20 protein-coding genes are annotated in these 20,329 nt (G+C 31.1%); 16 read left to right on the top strand and 4 right to left on the bottom strand.

What is annotated here, in order from left to right; all coding sequences use genetic code 11:
- Nucleotides 1–5: 5 nt before the first annotated feature.
- The gene (locus ACJDUH_RS16940; protein WP_406766390.1) at nucleotides 6–1,754 is read left to right on the top strand and encodes an Eco57I restriction-modification methylase domain-containing protein; all 1,749 of its coding nucleotides are present in this window, start codon (nucleotides 6–8) and stop codon (nucleotides 1,752–1,754) included.
- 115 nt (nucleotides 1,755–1,869) lie between these two features.
- On the opposite strand, the gene iadA is transcribed toward ACJDUH_RS16940, so the two are convergent.
- Together iadA and speE are read right to left on the bottom strand one after the other, a co-directional pair.
- Complete coding sequence (gene iadA / locus ACJDUH_RS16935; protein WP_406766389.1) at nucleotides 1,870–3,060, bottom strand: beta-aspartyl-peptidase; 1,191 nt, start codon at nucleotides 3,058–3,060, stop codon at nucleotides 1,870–1,872.
- Between the two features lie 37 nt (nucleotides 3,061–3,097).
- Nucleotides 3,098–3,934 (bottom strand): polyamine aminopropyltransferase, encoded by an 837-nt coding sequence (gene speE / locus ACJDUH_RS16930; RefSeq protein ID WP_406766388.1) that lies wholly within the window; start codon nucleotides 3,932–3,934, stop codon nucleotides 3,098–3,100.
- Between the two features lie 364 nt (nucleotides 3,935–4,298).
- On the opposite strand from speE, the gene spoIIAA reads away from it, so the two are divergent.
- The 6 genes from spoIIAA to spoVAE all read left to right on the top strand — a co-directional run bounded on the left by spoIIAA (nucleotide 4,299) and on the right by spoVAE (nucleotide 7,821).
- Complete coding sequence (gene spoIIAA / locus ACJDUH_RS16925) at nucleotides 4,299–4,634, top strand: anti-sigma F factor antagonist (protein ID WP_406766387.1); 336 nt, start codon at nucleotides 4,299–4,301, stop codon at nucleotides 4,632–4,634.
- A gap of 15 nt (nucleotides 4,635–4,649) precedes the next feature.
- On the top strand, nucleotides 4,650–5,078 hold the full coding sequence (spoIIAB, locus tag ACJDUH_RS16920; RefSeq protein ID WP_406766386.1) for an anti-sigma F factor: 429 nt from the start codon (nucleotides 4,650–4,652) through the stop codon (nucleotides 5,076–5,078).
- Nucleotides 5,079–5,087: 9 nt separating this feature from the next.
- Nucleotides 5,088–5,843, top strand: coding sequence for an RNA polymerase sporulation sigma factor SigF (gene sigF / locus ACJDUH_RS16915; RefSeq protein WP_406766385.1), 756 nt, complete (start codon nucleotides 5,088–5,090; stop codon nucleotides 5,841–5,843).
- A 118-nt stretch (nucleotides 5,844–5,961) separates the two neighbouring features.
- Complete coding sequence (gene spoVAC, locus ACJDUH_RS16910; protein ID WP_406766384.1) at nucleotides 5,962–6,414, top strand: stage V sporulation protein AC; 453 nt, start codon at nucleotides 5,962–5,964, stop codon at nucleotides 6,412–6,414.
- A gap of 7 nt (nucleotides 6,415–6,421) precedes the next feature.
- Nucleotides 6,422–7,429: a stage V sporulation protein AD gene (spoVAD, locus tag ACJDUH_RS16905; RefSeq protein ID WP_406766383.1), complete on the top strand. Its 1,008-nt coding sequence runs from the start codon at nucleotides 6,422–6,424 to the stop codon at nucleotides 7,427–7,429.
- Nucleotides 7,430–7,464: 35 nt separating this feature from the next.
- Nucleotides 7,465–7,821: a stage V sporulation protein AE gene (spoVAE, locus tag ACJDUH_RS16900; protein ID WP_406766382.1), complete on the top strand. Its 357-nt coding sequence runs from the start codon at nucleotides 7,465–7,467 to the stop codon at nucleotides 7,819–7,821.
- A gap of 61 nt (nucleotides 7,822–7,882) precedes the next feature.
- On the opposite strand, the gene ACJDUH_RS16895 is transcribed toward spoVAE, so the two are convergent.
- Nucleotides 7,883–10,351 carry a transglycosylase domain-containing protein gene (locus ACJDUH_RS16895; RefSeq protein WP_406766381.1) on the bottom strand — a complete coding sequence of 823 codons (2,469 nt, stop codon included), beginning with the start codon at nucleotides 10,349–10,351 and terminating at the stop codon, nucleotides 7,883–7,885.
- 310 nt (nucleotides 10,352–10,661) lie between these two features.
- Here ACJDUH_RS16895 and yunB point away from each other — a divergent pair, with 310 nt between their 5' ends.
- Entirely contained in the window at nucleotides 10,662–11,315 is a 654-nt protein-coding gene (yunB, locus tag ACJDUH_RS16890; RefSeq protein WP_406766538.1) for a sporulation protein YunB, read from the top strand.
- 115 nt (nucleotides 11,316–11,430) lie between these two features.
- On the opposite strand, the gene hpt is transcribed toward yunB, so the two are convergent.
- A complete protein-coding gene (gene hpt, locus ACJDUH_RS16885; protein WP_406766380.1) occupies nucleotides 11,431–11,955 on the bottom strand; it encodes a hypoxanthine phosphoribosyltransferase in 525 nt (174 codons plus the stop codon).
- Nucleotides 11,956–12,065: 110 nt separating this feature from the next.
- On the opposite strand from hpt, the gene hflX reads away from it, so the two are divergent.
- The 8 genes from hflX to ACJDUH_RS16845 all read left to right on the top strand — a co-directional run bounded on the left by hflX (nucleotide 12,066) and on the right by ACJDUH_RS16845 (nucleotide 20,218).
- The gene (hflX, locus tag ACJDUH_RS16880; RefSeq protein WP_406766379.1) at nucleotides 12,066–13,844 is read left to right on the top strand and encodes a GTPase HflX; all 1,779 of its coding nucleotides are present in this window, start codon (nucleotides 12,066–12,068) and stop codon (nucleotides 13,842–13,844) included.
- A gap of 183 nt (nucleotides 13,845–14,027) precedes the next feature.
- On the top strand, nucleotides 14,028–14,924 hold the full coding sequence (locus ACJDUH_RS16875; RefSeq protein ID WP_406766378.1) for a nucleotidyltransferase domain-containing protein: 897 nt from the start codon (nucleotides 14,028–14,030) through the stop codon (nucleotides 14,922–14,924).
- A 79-nt stretch (nucleotides 14,925–15,003) separates the two neighbouring features.
- Nucleotides 15,004–16,416: a MocR-like pyridoxine biosynthesis transcription factor PdxR gene (gene pdxR, locus ACJDUH_RS16870; protein WP_406766377.1), complete on the top strand. Its 1,413-nt coding sequence runs from the start codon at nucleotides 15,004–15,006 to the stop codon at nucleotides 16,414–16,416.
- Nucleotides 16,417–16,421: 5 nt separating this feature from the next.
- Complete coding sequence (locus ACJDUH_RS16865; protein ID WP_406766376.1) at nucleotides 16,422–17,081, top strand: HEAT repeat domain-containing protein; 660 nt, start codon at nucleotides 16,422–16,424, stop codon at nucleotides 17,079–17,081.
- Nucleotides 17,082–17,729 carry a YigZ family protein gene (locus ACJDUH_RS16860; protein WP_406766375.1) on the top strand — a complete coding sequence of 216 codons (648 nt, stop codon included), beginning with the start codon at nucleotides 17,082–17,084 and terminating at the stop codon, nucleotides 17,727–17,729. It abuts the gene before it with no gap.
- Between the two features lie 101 nt (nucleotides 17,730–17,830).
- A complete protein-coding gene (locus ACJDUH_RS16855; RefSeq protein ID WP_406766374.1) occupies nucleotides 17,831–18,571 on the top strand; it encodes a YebC/PmpR family DNA-binding transcriptional regulator in 741 nt (246 codons plus the stop codon).
- A gap of 293 nt (nucleotides 18,572–18,864) precedes the next feature.
- Nucleotides 18,865–19,356: a hypothetical protein gene (locus tag ACJDUH_RS16850; protein WP_406766373.1), complete on the top strand. Its 492-nt coding sequence runs from the start codon at nucleotides 18,865–18,867 to the stop codon at nucleotides 19,354–19,356.
- Between the two features lie 457 nt (nucleotides 19,357–19,813).
- Nucleotides 19,814–20,218 carry a hypothetical protein gene (locus ACJDUH_RS16845; RefSeq protein WP_406766372.1) on the top strand — a complete coding sequence of 135 codons (405 nt, stop codon included), beginning with the start codon at nucleotides 19,814–19,816 and terminating at the stop codon, nucleotides 20,216–20,218.
- Nucleotides 20,219–20,329: the final 111 nt, after the last annotated feature.

The raw sequence follows: 20,329 nt of genomic DNA, 5'->3' as shown, positions 1-20,329 counted from the left end.
CGCTAATGTCTAATGATTTTATTAAAATAATTAATGATTTATTCAGCCTTATTAATGAGCCTATAAATATTATTTACAAACTTGAAGCAATTAATAATTGCAAAAAACAATTAAATATTGGTAAAATAGAACGCTTTGGAGATTACTATTTTAGCCATCACCAGGATAAAAAGGAAAAAGGTTTAGTCTATACTCCAGAAGTCATAGCTAAATATATTATAGAAAATACAATAAAAGCAGAAAATATTATTAAAAATCCCTTCTTAAAGATATTAGACCCAGCCTGCGGGTGCGGTAATATTATTATTCCTTGTTTCAAATATTTAAGGGCAATCTACTTAGAAAATTTAGATGAAATTAATAACAAAAATAATCTAAAATTAAGTGAAGCTAGTATTAATATGCACATTATTAGTAATAATTTATTTGGCTTTGATATTGATCCTTTTGCATTAAAAATACTAAATTTAGATTTACTTGTTGAATGTGAATTTATAAGCAGCAATAATTTTAATATAAATGATTTTTTAGTAGATGAGTTGCAGGAGAGTTATGACATTATAATTGGTAATCCACCTTACATAGGGCAAAAGTCTATTAATAAAGACTACTCACTAAAATTAAAAAATTTGTATTATGAGATTTACAAGGACAAAGGTGATGTTTCCTATTGTTTTTTTGGTGCGGCCATAGAAAAGCTTAAAAGTTTAGGAAAACTTTCCTTTATTACCTCAAGGTATTTTCTAGAATCTCCAAGTGGTGAAAATTTAAGATTATATCTTAAGGAAATCTGTTCAATAGAAAAAATTGTGGATTTTTATGGTGTTAGACCTTTTAAAAATACTGGTGTTGATCCGGTTATTATTTTTATTACTAAAGAAGGAAAAAATAATGAAGTCCAGGTAATAAAGCCAATAGTAAAAAAACAAGACTTATTTTACTCAGGTTTTCTAGAAAATAAAAGCAAAAATTATAATACTTTTTATATAAAGAAAAGTGAATTAAAAAATACCAGCTGGATACTTAGAAATGAATCAGAAAGAAATATAATAAAAAAAATAGAAGAAACTTGTGATACAAGTTTAGGCAATATATGTGACAGCTATCAAGGAATAATAACAGGCTGCGATAAAGCCTTTATAATTGAGGAGAAGAATATAAAGGAAGAAGCTCTAGAAACAGATATTATAAGACCTTGGATTAAAAGTTCCTCTATAGAAAAAAATCTAGTAAAGAAAACTGGAAAGTTTATAATTTACTCAGATTTAATACAGGACGAAGAAAAATGCAAAAATTCTATTAATCACATTTTACCCTTTAAAGAAAGACTTATGAAAAGAAGAGAGTGTATGAAAGGTTTACGAAGCTGGTATCAGCTTCAATGGGGGAGAACTCAAAGTATATTTGAGGGAGAGAAAATAGTTTTCCCATATAAATCAAGTAATAATAGATTTGCCTTTGACACAGGCAGTTATTTTAGTGCAGATATTTATTGCCTTGTTCTAAAAAAGAATAATGGTTACAGCTATGAAGATATTCTAAAGCTGTTAAATAGTAAGCTCTATGAATATTATTTTAAAACCTTTGCTAAAAAGCTAGGTGAAGATTTATATGATTATTATCCAAATAATTTAATGAAACTTAGAATACCAAACAAGCAAAGCATAAAGGTCGATACGGATGAGTATCTTTACTCACTTTTTCATATAACAGAGGAAGAGCAAAGAATTATTAATGAATATGTAAGTTATTAGTTAAATAGTATTAAAAAATAAATATTAATATTAAAAATAGCTACAATAAATAAAATATGTTACATGATCATAAAGCATCAGCTCATGTAACATATTTTATATCTTGGAGCTTTTATTATTTGCTTTTTATATCTTTTTCAAAGGTACCAAATTTCACTGCATTTCCGTGCTGCACTAAGGTTTTGCCCTTACATAATACATAATCCAAGGATAAATCAGGATTCATAATTAATAAATCGGCCTGTTTTTCTACATCGATTGTTCCTAAATAATCAAGCTTTAATATTCTAGATGGATTTTTAGTCAAGGGATATAGAGCTTTTTCTATAGGCAGATTATAAACTTGAACCATTTTCCTAAACTCTACAAAATTAGTTTCAATTGAGCCTACAGAAATATCTGTAAGCTTTCCATTTTCATCAAAGATTGGCATGCTGCCATTGCTGTCTGAACTCATTGTTATGTTCTCTAATGGACACCCTTTGTCAAGAAGATATTTTAGACCATAGGAGGCATCAGAAGGTATTGGATCGGACTCAGTTCTTGTAATTCCGGAAGTTAAATCTATGTGTCCACCCATTTTCAAATATTTAATTGCCTGATGTAATAGATTCATGTTTCTGTTTATGTGAGTAGGCAAAATATTTTTAGCTAAAATAGGAGATTCTTTTATTATATCAAATAGAATATTAATTCCTTCTCTATCATCCCCAACGTGAAGCTGTAATACGCCGCATTTATTTGATAATAAACCTGCTACCCTGCATTCAAGTGCCAGTCTTTCTATATCCTTTTCCATGGGCTTACTACCTCTGTGATCAGAGATTGCAACTTCACCAACTCCAATAATTTTATCAATTAAAATAATGTCGTCTCTAGAGGTATCAGTAATAGTTCTTGTAGGAAACTGATAGCATCCAGTCCAAGATAGGGCATTGATTCCTTCTTCCTCTAGGGCTCTTGCCTTTGCTAAGAGACTGTTTAGAGAACGTGTTGTTCCATCTGTTCCTAAAAGGCCAATTACAGTTGTAACTCCTGTAGTAGTTATTTGAGATAATTGTATTTCTGGAGTTCTGGTAGTGTAGCCACCTTCACCTCCACCGCCTGTGATATGGACATGTAAATCTATAAAACCAGGAGTAACTATTTGATTTGAGGCATCTATTACTTCAACCTCATAGAACCCCTTAGGCGGCAAAGGAATATCATCATCAATTTTAGCTATTTTGTCATTGCAAATTAATATGTCCTTTACTCCTAAATAATCTGGAGCATAAACAATACCTTTTTTTATTAGCTTTATCATGAAAATCACTCCCTGCACAGCTTTGCTGAATTAAGATTTATAATTTATTATTAATTAAATTCTTTATATAGTTTGGTAAAACAAAAGCCGCTTTATGTATATCTCCATTATAATATTTGGTATTCACGTCAAAAATTTTTTCTATATTTGGATTTGCGGGATCATATTTTTTAGAGCCAATAGTAAAACTCCAATATCCTCCAGGATAAGTTGGAATTGCTGCCATGAAAAGCTTTGTTATAGGAAATACTTCTTTCGCATCTTTAAATACTTTTTTGACTACTTCTGGTAAATAAAAGGGTGTTTCAGTTTGAGCGATAAATATACCGTCATCAGTTAAGCATTCTGAAATTTCTTTATAGAAGCTTCCACCAAAAAGACCTTCTGCAGCTCCAAAGGGGTCAGTAGAATCAACAATAATTACATCAAATTCGTTTTTATGTTCATGAACATACTTTATGCCATCTCCAACAAAGACCTCACATCTTGGATTTTCAAGTTCACAGCTAATTTCAGGTAAATACTTTTTACACTCTTCTATAACACATTTATCAATTTCACAAAGCACTGCTTTTTCCACAGATGGGTGCTTCATTATTTCTCTAATAACGCCGCCGTCTCCACCACCTACAACTAATACATTCTTTGGATTAGAATGTGTAAATAGTGGAATGTGAGTTATCATTTCATGATATACAAATTCGTCATTAATGGTTGTTTGAACAATTCCATCTAAAAGCAGCATACGGCCAAAGGCGTATGTATCCACAATGGCAAGATCTTGAAATTCTGTTTGCTTTCTAACTAAAGTTTCTTTTATTTTATAGGTCATAGCAGCATCAGCAATTTGTTCTTCTTTTATCCACATTTCCATGTCAAAATCCTCCTAAAATCATATAATTTGCATACTGATTATTATAACAATGATTCTTAATTGGGGCAATAGCTATAAAACTCCAAGGACTGTTAATACATATAAAGAAAGTTATTGATTAAGTAAAATGTAAAATTACTGTATATTATAAATATAAAATGGGAATAATAAAAATGTTTATTTATGTTTTAAAAAAAGAAGGAAAATTATGTAATTTATAGAATATAATATATGTCTATATTAATTTAAATTTAAAATAATATCAGATATTTATAATATTTAAAGCATTAAAAATTAGAAACTTTTTAATTTATAATATAAAAGTTAAATATCATTTCTAAATTTATTATAGGGGGGGATAAGGATGTACTTAAAGTTTCAAAAAGAAGAAGAGAAACTCGTAGTTTTTATGATGGGAGAGTTAGATCATCATAGTGCAGAAGAAGTAAGAAGTAAAATAGATGATAGACTTGATAGAGAATCAATTGCTAAACTTATTTTGGACTTTAAAGATGTAAGCTTTATGGATAGCTCAGGAATTGGAGTTGTTATAGGCAGATACAAAAAAATGACAGCTAAAAATGGGAAAATATGTATAGCAAATGTTAATAATTCAGTTAAAAGAGTTTTTGATCTATCAGGCATGTTTAAAATTATAAAAGTTTACGAAAATTTAGAACAAGCACTTAAGAGTATTTAATGAGGGGGGATAAAAATGTACGATAATATTGTTAAAATTGAATTTTTAAGCAAATCACAAAATGAAGGCTTTGCCAGAGTAGCTGTTGCAGCATTTGTATCTCAGTTAGATCCCACTATTGAAGAATTAACTGACGTTAAAACAGCTGTATCTGAAGCAGTTACAAATTCTATAATTCATGGCTATGGTAATGGCAATGGAATTATTAAAATTGAAGCCATGATTGAGGAAACTACCTTAACAATAAAAATAAATGATGAAGGTGTTGGAATAGAAAATATTGAGCTTGCTATGCAGCCGCTGTATACGTCAAGGCCAGACCTTGAAAGATCAGGAATGGGCTTTACAGTGATGGAAACTTTTATGGATAGTCTTGAAGTTAAATCAGAAAAGGGGAAGGGAACTCAGATTATTATGAAGAAAGTTTTCAAGAGTTTAAGTTAGGTGAAGGCTATGGATGATGGAATTCTTAAGAAACAGGAATATAATTATGATGATAACTTAGAACTTATAAAACTGGCTAGAGAAGGAGATAAAAATGCCTTAGATAAAGTTATTCAGTATAATCTCCCTCTGGTATCAGCCATTAGCAAAAAATTCTTAAATAGAGGCTATGAATATGAAGATATATTTCAAATAGGGTCTATGGGACTAGTTAAGGCTGTTAACAACTTTGATAGTAAATTCAACGTGAAGTTTTCAACCTATGCCGTTCCTATGATTATGGGTGAAATAAAAAGATTCCTTAGGGATGATGGTATAATCAAGGTAAGTAGAAGTGTAAAAAATGTAGCGAGAAAACTTCATTATGATAAAGAAGCCTTAACAAAAAAGTTAGATAGGGATCCAACTTTAGAAGAACTATCTGAGTATTCAGGGATAAATTCTGAAGAAATAGTTTATGCATTAGAGTCAGCAAATAATATGCAGTATCTTTATGATACAATACATCAGGACGATGCTTCACCAGTACTTTTAATTGATAAGTTAAGTGAAGATTATGAGGAAGACACAGATATTGTAGATAAAATAGCCTTAAAAGATGCCCTGATTAATCTAGATAATAAAGCAAGACAAATAATAGTACTTAGATATTTTAAGGACAAAACACAAGTTCAAGTAGCTAAAATGCTTGGTATCAGCCAAGTTCAAGTATCTAGAATAGAAAAAAAAGTATTAAAATTGATGAAAGATAGACTTAGTGGATAGGATGTATTTTATATTCCTATTCATTTTGTTTTTTGAAATATATTGTCTTGAATAACATAAATAATATTACATAAAATACTTTTGTGAATTATATTTTTATGAATAAGGATGTGACTGGATGGCTAATAAAGAAGAGGTTTTAAAGCAAAGATTTAAAGATATATCACAAGAAGTGAAGCCTAAATCTCATTTATTAAGAAATTGTATTAGAGCCTTTTTGGTAGGGGGAATATTATGTGATATTGGCCAATTTTTTAGCAGCTATTTTACTAGAATAGGAATGCCTAAAGATAATGTTTCAATTTTAGTTTCTATTGTTATGGTTTTTTTAGGAGCTCTTTTAACTGGCATAGGATTCTATAATAAAATTGCTGCCTTTGGGGGAGCAGGTAGCCTAGTACCTATTACTGGTTTTGCAAACTCAATTGTAGCACCAGCTATGGAATTTAAAAAGGAAGGTTTTATATTCGGTGTAGGCGCGAAAATGTTTGTAATAGCAGGGCCGGTTTTAGTTTATGGCATAGGTTCTTCAGTAATAGTAGGCATAATTTATTATATAGTAAGTAGGTGAGCTTTGCTTGAATAAAAAGGTTGGTAAACAAACAGTTAGATTAGATAGTAAACCCAAAATTATTTCCACTTTTAGTGTAGTGGGACCGAAAGAAGGAAATGGGCCTCTAAGTGAATACTTTGATGTTATTCTTGAAGATGACTTAAATAAGGAAGATACCTATGAAAAGGCTGAAAGCAGTATTTTATATATGGCAATTAAAGAAAGTATAAAAAAGGCGAATTTAAGTGATAATGACATAGATTATTTATTTGCAGGAGATTTATTAAACCAATTAACTTCATCTACGTTTGCAGCAAAGGATATGGATATACCTTTTTTAGGACTTTATGGTGCATGTTCTACCATGACAGAGTCATTAGCTATAGCAGCTATGATATTAGACGGTGGATTTGCAAACCATGTAATTGCTGCTACTTCCTCACACTATTCTTCTGCTGAAAGGCAATTTCGATTTCCATTAGAATATGGCAGTCAGAAAGCTCCTACCGCTCAATGGACCGTAACTGGAGCAGGTTCTATGGTACTTGGGACAGAAGGAAATTTTCCATATATAACATATACGACTATAGGAAAAGTTAAGGATTATGGAGTTAATGATGTAAATAATATGGGTGAGGCTATGGCCCCTGCAGCAGTCAATACTATTTCACAGCACTTTATGGATACGGGCAGAACTCCTGATTATTATGATTTAATTGTAACTGGAGATCTTGGAATAGTAGGGAAGAGAATAACTAAGGAGCTTATTATGGAATATGGGTATGATATAAGCAGCAATTACATAGACTGCGGCGATGAAATATTTAATCATGAAAAACAATTAACAAATGCAGGAGGAAGTGGTTGTGGGTGCTCTGCGGTAGTTGATTGTGGATATATTTATAAAAATTTACTTAGTGGGAAGCTTAAAAAAGTGCTTCTTATTTCTACCGGAGCGCTTTTAAGTTCAACTTCCTGTCAGCAGGGACTTACTATCCCTGGCATTGCACATGCAGTAGCCATTGAATCTTAAAACTGTGGCAGCATAAAGGAGGTCTAGGTTTAAGAATGGAATTTTTAAATGCATTTGTAGTCGGAGGAATAATTTGTGTTATTGCACAAATTTTAATAGATAAAACAAAATTTACTCCTGCAAGAATACTAGTAAGCTTCGTAACCTTAGGGGTAATTTTAGGGGCCTTAGGTATTTATGAACCTATTGTAAAATTAGGTAAGGCAGGAGCAACTGTACCTCTGCCTGGTTTTGGATACGCCCTTGCTAAAGGAGTAATGAAAGAAGTAGACTCTTTAGGACTTCTTGGAGCCTTTACAGGTGGCATAAAAGGAACTGCTGGTGGAATTACTGCAGCTATTATTTTTGGCTATTTAATGGCATTATTATTTAACTCTAAAACTAAAGAATAATATTATGAAAAATAAAAAACAAGAAGTAAATTTATATCTTACTTCTTGTTTTTTTATTATATTAATTTTTTGTAGTATTAGTATTCCCACCTGTATTTGCTGGAACTGTTCCATCTGTAGTGCCTGTTCCAGTACCAGGATTGGTACCATCAGGTGTACCTGGTAATGTTCCTGTATTATTTCCTTCTGTAGGAGGAGTGGTAGGAACTACTGGCGGTGTATCATCAAGTTCTGTTGGAAGAACATAAGGCTGATCCTGCAGGGAAGCCGAAGGAGTATAATCTCTTTTTATAAATATTCTGGTTTCTAATAAATCCTTCGGAGTATTTTGTGTTGCAATCTTACCATTCGCCTTATTAATGTCAGCTTGAACATGTATTGTGCACAATGTAGTTGGCTGTGTTCCATCTATAAACATTTCTCGAGTAACTTGGCTGCCTCTTGGATCCTTAGAACATAAATCCGTTGGAGAGCTGCCTGAATCTCTGCAGATTGATGCAGTTACTATTCCACCAGGCATTTGAATATCTTTTACTGCCAGGCTTTTATGAGCCTCAGCCATGATTTTCCCCCAAAGTGATGCTGATGTAGAACTAGTTATACCACTATTAAAGGTTCTAGGAGTATCGCTTCCAATCCAAACTGCACCTGAATAATAAGGAGTCAAGCCACTGAACCAAAAGTCTTTTTTATCTCCAGATGTACCTGTTTTACCTGCTGCAGGCATAGAACTAAACCTTGCAGCTGGGCCAGTACCACCAGCACTTGTTGGTCCCTTAAGCATATCATACATTATATAGGCTGCTTGAGGAGATAAAACTTTTTTATTAACTAATTTACTTTCCAGTATTGTAACACCTCTTCTATCAACAACCTTTGTGTACATTTTAGGTTCAGTATACATTCCATTATTTCCAAAGGTACCAAATGCAGCTGCCATAGTAAGTGTATTGGCACCATGGTGCAGCTGACCTAGAGAAAGTGCAGATAAACTTGTTTTATCATCATTATCGAAGGTTAAACCAAATTTTTCACCATAGGCAACACCAGTTTTAAGACCGATATTATATTCTTCCTTAATAGCTACTAAATTGATAGAGCTCTTAATTGCTTCTCTAATTGTTACATATCCCCTGAAAAATCCTGTTTCATAGTTTCTTGGATTCCATGGCTTGCCGTTTTGAGGCCATTGTTTTCCTATATCTGTTGATAAAGGGGAATCCTCTACTACCGTACCTGCAGTTGCCATCTTTGTATCAATGGCAGGCCCATATACTGTAAGGGGCTTTATACTTGATCCTGTAGGCCTTAGGAATTCTTGTGAACCATTAAAAGCTGCTCTATTATACGAACGAGCAGGCTGAGTGCCTCTTCCACCAATTATGGCCTTCACTTCACCAGTATGATAATCCATTATTACTGCTGATGCTTGAGGCTGGACTACATTTGTATTTTCAGGAGTGTAGTTAGTTCCATAATTTTTGTTATCATCTAATATTTTTTGGGCTGCATTTTGAAGGTTCATATCCATAGTTGTATAAATTTTCAGTCCTCCATACATAAGAAGGCTGTTTACTTCATCATCACTATAATTATATTGAGCTTTCAAATCTTTTTTTACTTGTTCAATTGCAGGAAGTGAAAACCACTCATAATTTAGTCTATTCATATTTTTTATAGAAGCTTGATTAAACTCAAGGGCTTTTACACTTAAACCATTTACTGCCTGATCGTATTGGCTTTTACTTATATAATTATTTTTATTCATAGCAGCTAATACCATTTTTGTTCTATTTAAGTATTTACTAGGATCTTTTTTTGCTGAATCCAAAAAGGCGTTATAAATACCAGGTGCTTGTGGAACACCTGCTATATATGCAGCTTGAATTAAACTTAAGTCTTTTGCATGTTTGCTAAAGTAATACTGTGAAGCTGCTTCAACACCATGAACAGTACTGCCAAAGGGGATTGTATTCATATAAGCTTCTAAAATCTGCTCTTTACTTAATTTCTTTTCTAGCTGAAGAGCTAAATACATTTCCTGAATTTTTCTTTGAGCAGAAACAGCATTGGTTAACATAGTATTTTTTATTAATTGCTGAGTTATAGTAGAGGCTCCTTGAACCCCACTTTTTCCGCTGAGTTTATTTTTAATATCTATGTATATTACTCCCATAATTCTTTGAGGGTCAACACCTTTATGGTTATAGAAGCGTTCATCCTCTATACTTACAAAGGCATGTTGTAAGTCTTTGCTTACTTCATTAATATTTACAACATCTCTTTTCTCATTTGTAGCAACATCGTCCATGTAGTTATTATCTTTATCATAAATTTTTGAGGGCTCTTTTAAGGTCAAAATCTGATCCACGTTTAAGGCTGGAGCTGTATTAATTATGGCAAGTCCTATTCCTGCACCAGCTACAATAGCTAAAATAATTACTGCTAATATAGATAAAAAAACATTCCTTAAAATCTTTTTACTCTTTTTCTTCTTTTTTATTTTTTCAGAGTTCTTTTCTTCATTCATATGTTAATCCTCCTTGAATGCTTGTATAAGGAAAGAGAACTTTTAAATATTATATCATATAAAGCTTTAATAATAAAATATTAATTGTAAAATATGTCATTTGTGTTATTAGGTATTTTAATAATTGCTTGTCCTAATCTTAAAACTTACAATTATCACATATTATTAAAAAAGCTATTAATTTATGACTACATTACAAATATTGACAAATAATAAAATTTTATTCAAAAATCATATTTATTAAAGCTTAACATAATATTAAGTATACCTTATAATCACAAAGTTTTATTAATAGCAATGAGGTGATAATATTAAAAGAAAAACAAAAATAAAGCTCATTTTAAGCTTTATTGCTGTAATAACTATCTTTAATTTATTTATTTATATAGTAGATAAGGCAATATCACCAGCAATTATAGCGGTGGCTAATGCAGAAATAAGATCTAAGTCCATGGAAATTATTTATACTTCAATAATTAATGAATATTCCAAGCAATTTAATTATAATGATATTATTCATGTAGAAAAAGATGGGGAAGGGAATATAACCTTATTAAAAGCAGATACCTTAAAATTAAATAAAATTGCATGTGATGTTGCCTTAGACTCTCAAAAACAACTCAAGCTGCTTGGTAACACCGGTGTTAAACTGCCCCTTGGGTATATACTCCAAAACAACTTGTTAGCTAAGTTTGGGCCTAAAATTACTGTTTTCATGAATCCTATTGGATATATAGAAACAAAATACGAATCTGAATTTGAAAGTGCAGGCATAAATCAGACTAGACATAAAATCTATGTAAAGGTTCAAGCTAAACTCCGAGTTGTGATTCCACTTAAAAAAGAAGATATTGATGTTGTGAGTGAAGTTCCTATATCTGAAACCATTATTGTTGGCAAGATACCTAATACCTCAATTAACATGGGCCTGGACGGTGCTGGTTTTAAATTAAACAGCAGGTAAATTTAATATTGTAAGGAACACAAAATATGCTGCAGGAGTACATGGCTTTTAATTAAACCTAGTCACCTGCAGCATATTTTATATTTTTTAGCAACCTTCATTTTAATTAGTAAAATTAGTCTTCCCAATTAAATACATAAGGTATATTTCTGTAATAATCCCCATAGTTAAGGCCATAGCCTACAACAAATAAATCAGGTATTTCAAAACAGCAATAATCAGGCTTTACATCTACTTTTCTTCTCTCTGGTTTATCAAGAAGCACACATGACTTTACGCTGTTTGCGCCTAAAGATTTTACATGTTCCATTACAAATTGCATAGTGATTCCAGTATCAACTATGTCATCTACTACTAAAACATCACAGCCTTCAATATTATCTGGTATATCATTTACTACACATACTGAGCCAGAGCTTTGTTCATTATGGCCATAACTTGAAGTTGTCATGAAACCTATTTTTGCTTTAACAGTAATATTTCTTACTAAGTCAGCTGTATATATAAAGCTTCCGCGTAGTAAGGAAAGCACATATAAGTTTTTACCCTCATAGTCTTTAGAAATTTCAAGGCCAAGTTCAGCGATTCTTTTTTCGATTTGTTCCTTAGTTATTAATACATTTACCTTTTTGTTCTCCATTGTAACCCTCCACACCATAGATATTTACAATATTGCTTTAATAGTATAAAATTATATGAAAGTTGTCAAGTATATATAAATAATAAAAAAATATAAATGGAGTTGTTATAATGATATTTGGGAATATAGATGGAATAAGAAATACTATATTAGATAAATTAGAGGAAATCTACGATTATATAATTCCAAGGGAGGAAATCTTTACTCTTGAACTAGTATCAACAATAAGTAATATTACAAGTTTAATAAACAAAGAAATAAGTGTTGCTATAGATAGAAAAGGTAAGGTAATCAGTGTAGCTATAGGAGACAGTACTACTGTTGAGGTACCCATTATTGACATTAAATACAAAAAGCTTTCTGGAGTAAGGGTAGTACATACTCATCCCAATGGACCATCCTTGCTTTCTGCCCTTGATTTATCAGCTCTTACAAAATTAAAGCTGGACTGTATTGCTGCATTATCTGTGAAAGAGGGCATAGCTAATGATACAACCTTAGGCTTTTGTACTATAGAAAATGATCTACTTAAAGCCGAAACAACTGGAGCAATAGATATTGAGGAAGCTGTAAACTTTAATTTTTTAGATAAGGTATACTTTGTAGAAAATGAACTTAAAAATAATCACATAATAGAAGAGGATGGAGAAAAGGCAATATTGGTAGGCATCGAAAGTGAAGAAAGCTTAGAGGAGCTTAAGGAACTTGCCAAAGCCTGCGAGGTGGAAGTTGTTTACAAGGTGCTTCAAAAGAGAAGTAAAATAGATTCTGCCTTTTATATTGGTAAAGGGAAGGTAGAGGAAATTTCAATGCTGAGGCAGGCTTTAAAAGCAAATGTTATTATTTTTGATGATGAATTAGATGCCTCCCAAGTAAGAAATTTAGAAGAGTACACCGGAGCTAAAGTTATCGATAGAACTACCCTTATTCTAGAGATATTTGCAAGAAGGGCTAAAAGTAGAGAAGCAAAGATACAAGTAGAACTAGCACAGTTAAAATACAGAGCTGCAAGGCTGTCGGGCCTCGGCACCGTACTTTCTAGAACTGGTGGTGGCATAGGAACAAAAGGACCTGGTGAAAAGAAACTAGAAACGGACAGAAGGCACATAAAAGAAAGAATATATGATTTATACCGTGAACTTGAAAAGATAAAGAAACATAGAGAAACTCAAAGGGAGAAGAGGAACGAAATACCTAAGGTCTCTTTAGTAGGCTATACTAATGCAGGAAAATCTACCTTAAGAAATAAACTATGTGAAATTGCCATGCCAAAGGATGGCCCCATTAAAGAAAAGGTATTTGAAGCAGATATGCTTTTTGCAACCTTGGATATAACCACAAGAGCAGTAATACTGCCAGATAGCAGGCTTATAACACTTACTGATACTGTTGGTTTTGTTCGAAAACTACCACATGATTTAGTAGAAGCCTTTAAATCAACCTTAGAAGAGGTAATTTATTCTGATTTGCTGCTTCATGTAGTTGATGGTTCTTCTAAGAACTCAATAGAGCAGATTGAAGCTGTTGAAGTAGTACTTGAGGAACTTGGCGTTAAAGATAAGCCAACTTTAGTTTTAATAAATAAAATAGATAAAGCTGATGAAGAAAATATAATTAAATTAGAAGAAGCTTTAAAAACCGAAAAACAAATTAAAATTTCTGCTAAGCAGGGTATTAATTTAGATTTATTATTAAAGGAAGTAGAAGGATTACTCCCATACACATTAATTACTGCAGACTACTTGATTCCATATACTAAGCAGGAGATGACAGCCTTTCTTCATAGAAATGCTAAGATTTTAAAAGAAGAGTTCAGAGATAATGGAACCTATATTTCTGCCAAAGTTGATGATGAGGTTTATAATAAGTGTAAAAATTTCATGTTATAAAATATCCTTATTTTTCTGTATTTACTGTATAAAGATTAATTTAACTAGATTACTGTCATTTCTGCTCTATTATTGTATAATTTTTGAAAGCCTTTATTGAATTTATGCAAGTAAAGTATTGTTTTTATGCTAATTTGTATTATAATTAATATATGTTTGTTTTGACTAGGGGGAGGGTATTTTATGGAAAGAACGATTTTACAGTATCAAAAGGCTTTCAATAGTATTATAGATAGATTAAAGGGAAACGAAGCTGTACTTGCTGCAATGGTGTTTGGAAGTATGGTTACTGGAGACTTATGGGATGAATCCGATATTGATCTATTTGTAATACTAGATAAGAAAATAAATAATATAAAAAATATTTATACTGAAGAAAAGCAAGTGCCTGTACACATTAAGCTTATGAGTAAAAGTAAATTTTTACAGCTTTATGAGGAAGATCTAAGAGGCGGGTTTATGCTTAGAATGTTTGCTTCTTCAAGACTAGTATTTTCTAAGGATATGGATATTACCCAAAAATACGACAGTGGAAGATATTATCCTGATTTAGATAGAGAAAGATGGAATATGGTGTATCTTGGGAAGGTATTGAAGAACATAGATTTATGTAACAAATACCTATACAACGATGGAATTTATACTGCCTATGGAGCAGCTGTGAAGTGCGTTGAAAATTATGCTAAGCTTTATGTTAACTATTCCGGTTATATGATTAGTAAAGATGCTATTGCCATGGCAATGAACTTAAATGATGATTTTAGAAACTGCGTAGATGGCTTATTTTTTAATAAAAATGATACTATAACAGCCATTGAAAGTACTTTGAAATTTATCGAAGATGCAGTGGATGAGACTATTAGAAATACAGCCTCCATATTATTAAATTATATGAGAGGGAAGGATAGCTTTTTAAGTACAGAAGATATTAAAAACGACAAGTTGTTTGAAAGCTATGATATAGCTATTGAAGATATATTAAACAAGCTTTGGGAAAGAAATATGATTAAAAAAGACAATAGAGATTATAAAACAGATGACGGTAAAGTATTGTTTAAGGAAAATGTTTATTTTATCTAATATTATATGTATAATGTTTATATACAGCTACTAGTATAATTTATTATTCTAGTAGCTTAATTATTATATAGGTGATGTAATGGAAAAGTATTTAACAAAATTAAACAATGAAGATATGCCTAAATATATACAAATTGCAAAACACATTAAAAAACTAATAGATACTAATATTATCGAGGATGGTGAAAAGCTTCCATCTATTCGTAAGTTATCGAAGTTTTTGCAGGTAAACAATGATACAATAATAAATGTATATAATAGGCTTGAGGCAGAGGGATATGCAGTGCAGAGAATTGGCAGCGGAACCTATGCTAAAAAGCGTGAATATACGAAAAGTTTTAAAAAAGATTATTCAGATATTTTCAAGAAACTGTCTTTAGAAGAGCTAAAAGCGTACGTTGACTTTACTGGTGAAAATGCCTGCAGCGACTTTTTTCCAGTAGACTCTTTTAAAGCAGTATTAAATGAGGTATTAGATAGAGATGGAGCAGAAGCCTTAGCTAATCAAGAAGCTTTAGGCTACTATGGATTAAGAGCTAGTATCAACAAATATTTCTGGAATAATGAAATTGACCTAGAGAATATACTTATAGTTTCAGGGGCCCAACAAGGGATAGATATTATTTCTAAATCCTTGGTGAATGTAAATGATAATGTTATTGTGGAAAAACCAACCTACAGCGGTGCACTATCAGTTTTTAGGGGGAGAAGAGCAAATATTTTTGAAGTACCATTAGAGGAAGATGGAATAAATTTAGAGGTATTTAAAGAAATCTTAAAGAAAAATAAAATTAAAATATTTTATTTAATGAGTTATTTTCAAAATCCAACAGGTTTTTCCTACAGTCTTGAAAAGAAACAGGAGATACTTAAGCTTGCTTTAGAATATGATTTTTATATAATTGAAGATGATTACTTGTCTGAGCTTATTTACGATACAAACATAAAATATGAGAGCTTTAAAGCCCTAGATATAAATGACAGAGTTATATATATTAAAAGTTTTTCCAAAATATTTCTGCCGGGAATTAGAATTGGATATTTAATATCTCCAGAAAAATTTAAAGATGTAATACAAAATTCAAAAATAGATACTGATATTTCAACATCTAGCTTAATGCAAAGAGCTCTGCAGCTATATATTGAAAAAGGCTTTTGGAAAAGTCATATAAATAATTTAAATATAATTTATAAAGAAAAATATGTCTTTATGGAAGAAAAACTAACAGAAATATTAGGTGATTTAATAAATTTTAAAGCACCAGGTGGTGGACTTAACTTCTATATAAGCTTATCAGATAAGGTTAGAATAGATAGTATTACTTTATTTTACAGGTGCAAGGAGAAGAAGTTACTTTTAACTCCAGCTTTTATGTTCTATAAGCATTACAAAGATGGAGATTATTACTTCAGATTAGGTTTTTCAAAGGTTAGTAATGCAGATATAATTACAGGCTTAAATATTATAAAAGAAATTATTAAAAGTGAGTGATTTTTTTGGATAAAGGTCTTATAAAAATCGACTGGAAGAATATAGATAATTTAAATGAAAGTGAAATAACTTATTTTTTATCCTTAGAAGGTAAAAGTATAGCTGCTATAGAAAAAATAAGAGGCTTAAGTAGGGAAGAAGTTCAAAAACAACTAATAGAAGGAAAAATTAAATATAGATTTTTAGCAAACAGCAAAGATGAAACAGAACTCTTTAAAAGCTTATGTAATGCAGGCAAGACAGATAAGCTTTCAGTTTTAAGTTCAATGAGCAGCGAAAATAAAGAAAAACTTATTTTATATATCAAAAATGAATTTGCTAATATGACCTCAAAAAATAAGGAATATGCCCTATGGATAGCTGGGGAATTAAAAGCTCAGGAAATAATAGAAATTCCAATAAAGTCAATAGTTCATAAACATGTAAATATAAGAAGAATGGCAGTATCTGCTCTTGGAAAAATAGGAGACAAAGCATCAGAAACTGCATTAATTAGAGCTTTGGATGATGAAAATACACAAGTTGTACTTTATGCTGTAAAAGCTTTAAAAAAGCTAAGAAGTGAAAAAGCAATTGAGAAAATGAAGGAAATTAAAGAAAGAAATAATAAGGATTATATTATTAGAGCTGCCAAGGAATATCTAGAGGAAATAGAGGCGAAATAAATGAGTTATCTTACGATTAATAATGAAGCCAAAAGTGAATTTGAAGAAAAAAAGTCTATATTCATTGGCAATGCTAAGAGAATATATAGCGAAGAGGAAGCTAGAAGCTTTATTAATAAAATCAAAGGAGAAAATAAAGAGGCTGCCCATAATGTATTTGCCTATGTTATAGGTGAAAATATGGGAATTCAAAGATATAGCGATGATGGAGAACCACAGGGTACAGCTGGAGTACCTGTTTTAGAGGTTATAAAGAAAAATGGCTTAACTGATGTCGTTATTGTTGTAACTAGGTATTTCGGCGGTGTGCTGTTAGGAGCTGGCGGGCTTGTTAGAGCCTATTCAAAAGGGGCAAGCTCAGCTATTAAGGAAGCAGGAATAGTAGAAAAAATAAAGGGAGCTGCCTTATATGTCAATTTTGATTATGACCTTTTAGGAAAAGTTCAGTACATGTTTGGTCAAAATAATTGGTATATTGAGGAGATTCTGTACTCTGAAAAAGTCAAAGTAAAATATTTTTGTGAGGCAGAGAATCTGGAATTAATTAAAAGTAAAATAATTGAGGCTTGCTCAGGAAGGGTAACCTTTGAGATCGAAAGTGAAAAATTTTATTTTAAATTAGAGAACAGGCTTTATGAAGAACAATAACGATAAAGTTGTATCCTTTAATGATTTTATGCTATAATAATTTGTGCGTAAATTTTCATAAATTAATTACATATACGGGTTTTGTTAGGAGGAGATTTTTTATGTCAGGACATTCAAAGTGGCATAATATACAAGCAAAAAAAGGTAAGGCAGACGCTAAAAGAGGAAAGATATTTACTAAAATAGGAAAAGAGCTTATAATGGCTGCTAAAAACGGCGGCTCAAATCCAGATATAAATAATAAGCTTAGAGATGTTATTGCAAAGGCAAAGGCAAATAATATGCCTCAAGATACAATCAATAGAGCAGTTAAAAAAGGTGCTGGAGAAGCAGATGGAGCAAACTACGAAGAAATAGTTTATGAAGGATATGGACCAGCCGGAGTAGCTGTTATAGTAAATGTGTTAACTGACAATAAAAATCGTTCTGCAGGAAATGTAAGACACGCATTTACAAAGCATGGGGGAAACATGGGTTCAGCAGGCTGTGTATCATTCATGTTCCAGAAGAAGGGACAGCTAATAATAGAAAGAACTGATGAACTTGATGAAGATGAACTAATGATGATGGCTCTAGATGCTGGAGCAGAAGATTTTGCTTCAGAAGAGGAAGTATTTATCATTACAACAGAACCAGAAGAATATGGAACTGTTAGAGAAGCTTTAGAAGCTAATAATTTAGAATTCTTAGAAGCAGATATTAAAATGATACCTGATACCTTTACTGCTGTTGATGAAGAAACTGCAGCAAAGATACAAAAGATGCTGGATGCACTTGAAGATGATGATGATGTTCAAGATGTATATCATAACGCAGAGTTCCCAGAGGGCTTTGAGGAGTGAGGGTTTAAGTGATTAGGCTGTGATGACATACCTGTTTTTTATGGTTTGATTACGATATATAACACTTTCATATGTGAATAAAATTCACATGTGGAGGTGTTTTTATTTTACTATTGAATGACGTAATTACATTTTAGTAACTTTAAAGTTTTTAGTAAAAGCACCAAGATAATTTATAGTATTATAAAAAGAGTTAAAGCTCTTTTTGGGCAGGATTTTAATTGAAAGAATAGAATATAAATATATTAATCGTAATTGTATGTTAGAAAAGATGCGAAAAGGAGAAAGATAATATGAAATCAGAAATAGAAATCGGCAAAGAAATTCAACAAAAATTAGAAACAAAATCAATTCTAGATAAAATAGCAACTACTTTCTTTGGTTTATTTTCTGTAAATGAAGGAGGCAAAGTGGATTTAAGTGCTATAAATCAGCTGTTTATACCTGAAGGGCTAATTATTAAGAGTATTGATTCTACACTCGAAATTTACAACCTTCAGCAATTTATAGAACCTCGTGAAAGAATGTTAAATGAGGGTATATTGATTAATTTCAAAGAAGAAGAATTATTCGAAAAAACAGAAATATTTGGTAATATTGCTCACCGTTTCAGTCTTTATAAAAAATCAGGAATTATGTCAGGTAAAGCATTTGAAACTAAAGGAATGAAAACAATACAATTTATTAAAACACCAAATGGATGGAAAATTAGCTCATTAGCTTGGGATGACGAAAGAGAAGGCTTATTTATTCCAAATGAGTATAGTATCCACTCTGGAAAATAAAGAATTATATATGAAGTTTTTTTATGCAATTCAAAAACATAGTTCCCATTTCTAAAATTTATCATATAATATTCCGAGGAAATTCCCAATACAAAACATATTAAATATGATTGGAGATGTTTACATGGGTAGAAGAAGTAGTAGCTCAAGATGCTGTTGTACGCAAGATGTATGTTGTGGTGGAAATGGCTTTGGTGGAAATGGCTTTGGTGGATCCTGGATAATTTTTATAATTATTATTCTTATATTTTTTAGCGGAAATAATAGAAGAGGTACTTGTTGTTAGAAAAAAGAAGCCTAGGTTTATCCCTAGGCCTTTTTATGAAAAAGTATAAAAGCATTTACAATTATGGAATAATAAAAATTACCAATTTAGGCATAAATAATATATTTTGAGAAAAAATAAACCTTAGTTTAATAAATTAAATAACTGCTATTAACGAAAGAAGGTTTAAAAATGCGAAATACTTTTACGAAATGCGAGAGAGATGTAACCATTATGAAGGTATTCTTAAGAAATAATGAGGACAATAAAAAACACCACAAATATTCAATTGACATAGAATGCGTAGATATATTTCTAAATGATTTTATGAAAAAACAAATAGAAAAACTCTGCTCTATAATTTTATGTTCAGCACCTGAAATCCAAATTTATAGGTATATGAAAGAAGAAACCGCTATAATAGAATTTACTGCCAGCCATAAAATGAAAAATAAATTTAAAGTAACTGCAGGTACTGTGTTTAAAGATTATATCAACAATATAAAGGACTTTAATAGCACTATTGATATTATTAGTAAGTCAATTGTTGAAAAAATTGTATATATTTTTACTGCTTACTCCTTAGAAAGTTATTAATTTAATAAAACAAATTATTTTAATAAAACTCAGAAATTACTTAACAAAACCTTTGGAAAATAGCGAAAAATGTTTTAAACACAAGAATTATGTTGAAAAAACTAAATACCT

The organism is Candidatus Clostridium radicumherbarum (genome assembly GCF_045310525.1).
Classification (GTDB): domain Bacteria; phylum Bacillota; class Clostridia; order Clostridiales; family Clostridiaceae; genus Clostridium_AT; species Clostridium_AT radicumherbarum.
This window is presented reverse-complemented; position numbering and strand designations above follow the sequence as displayed.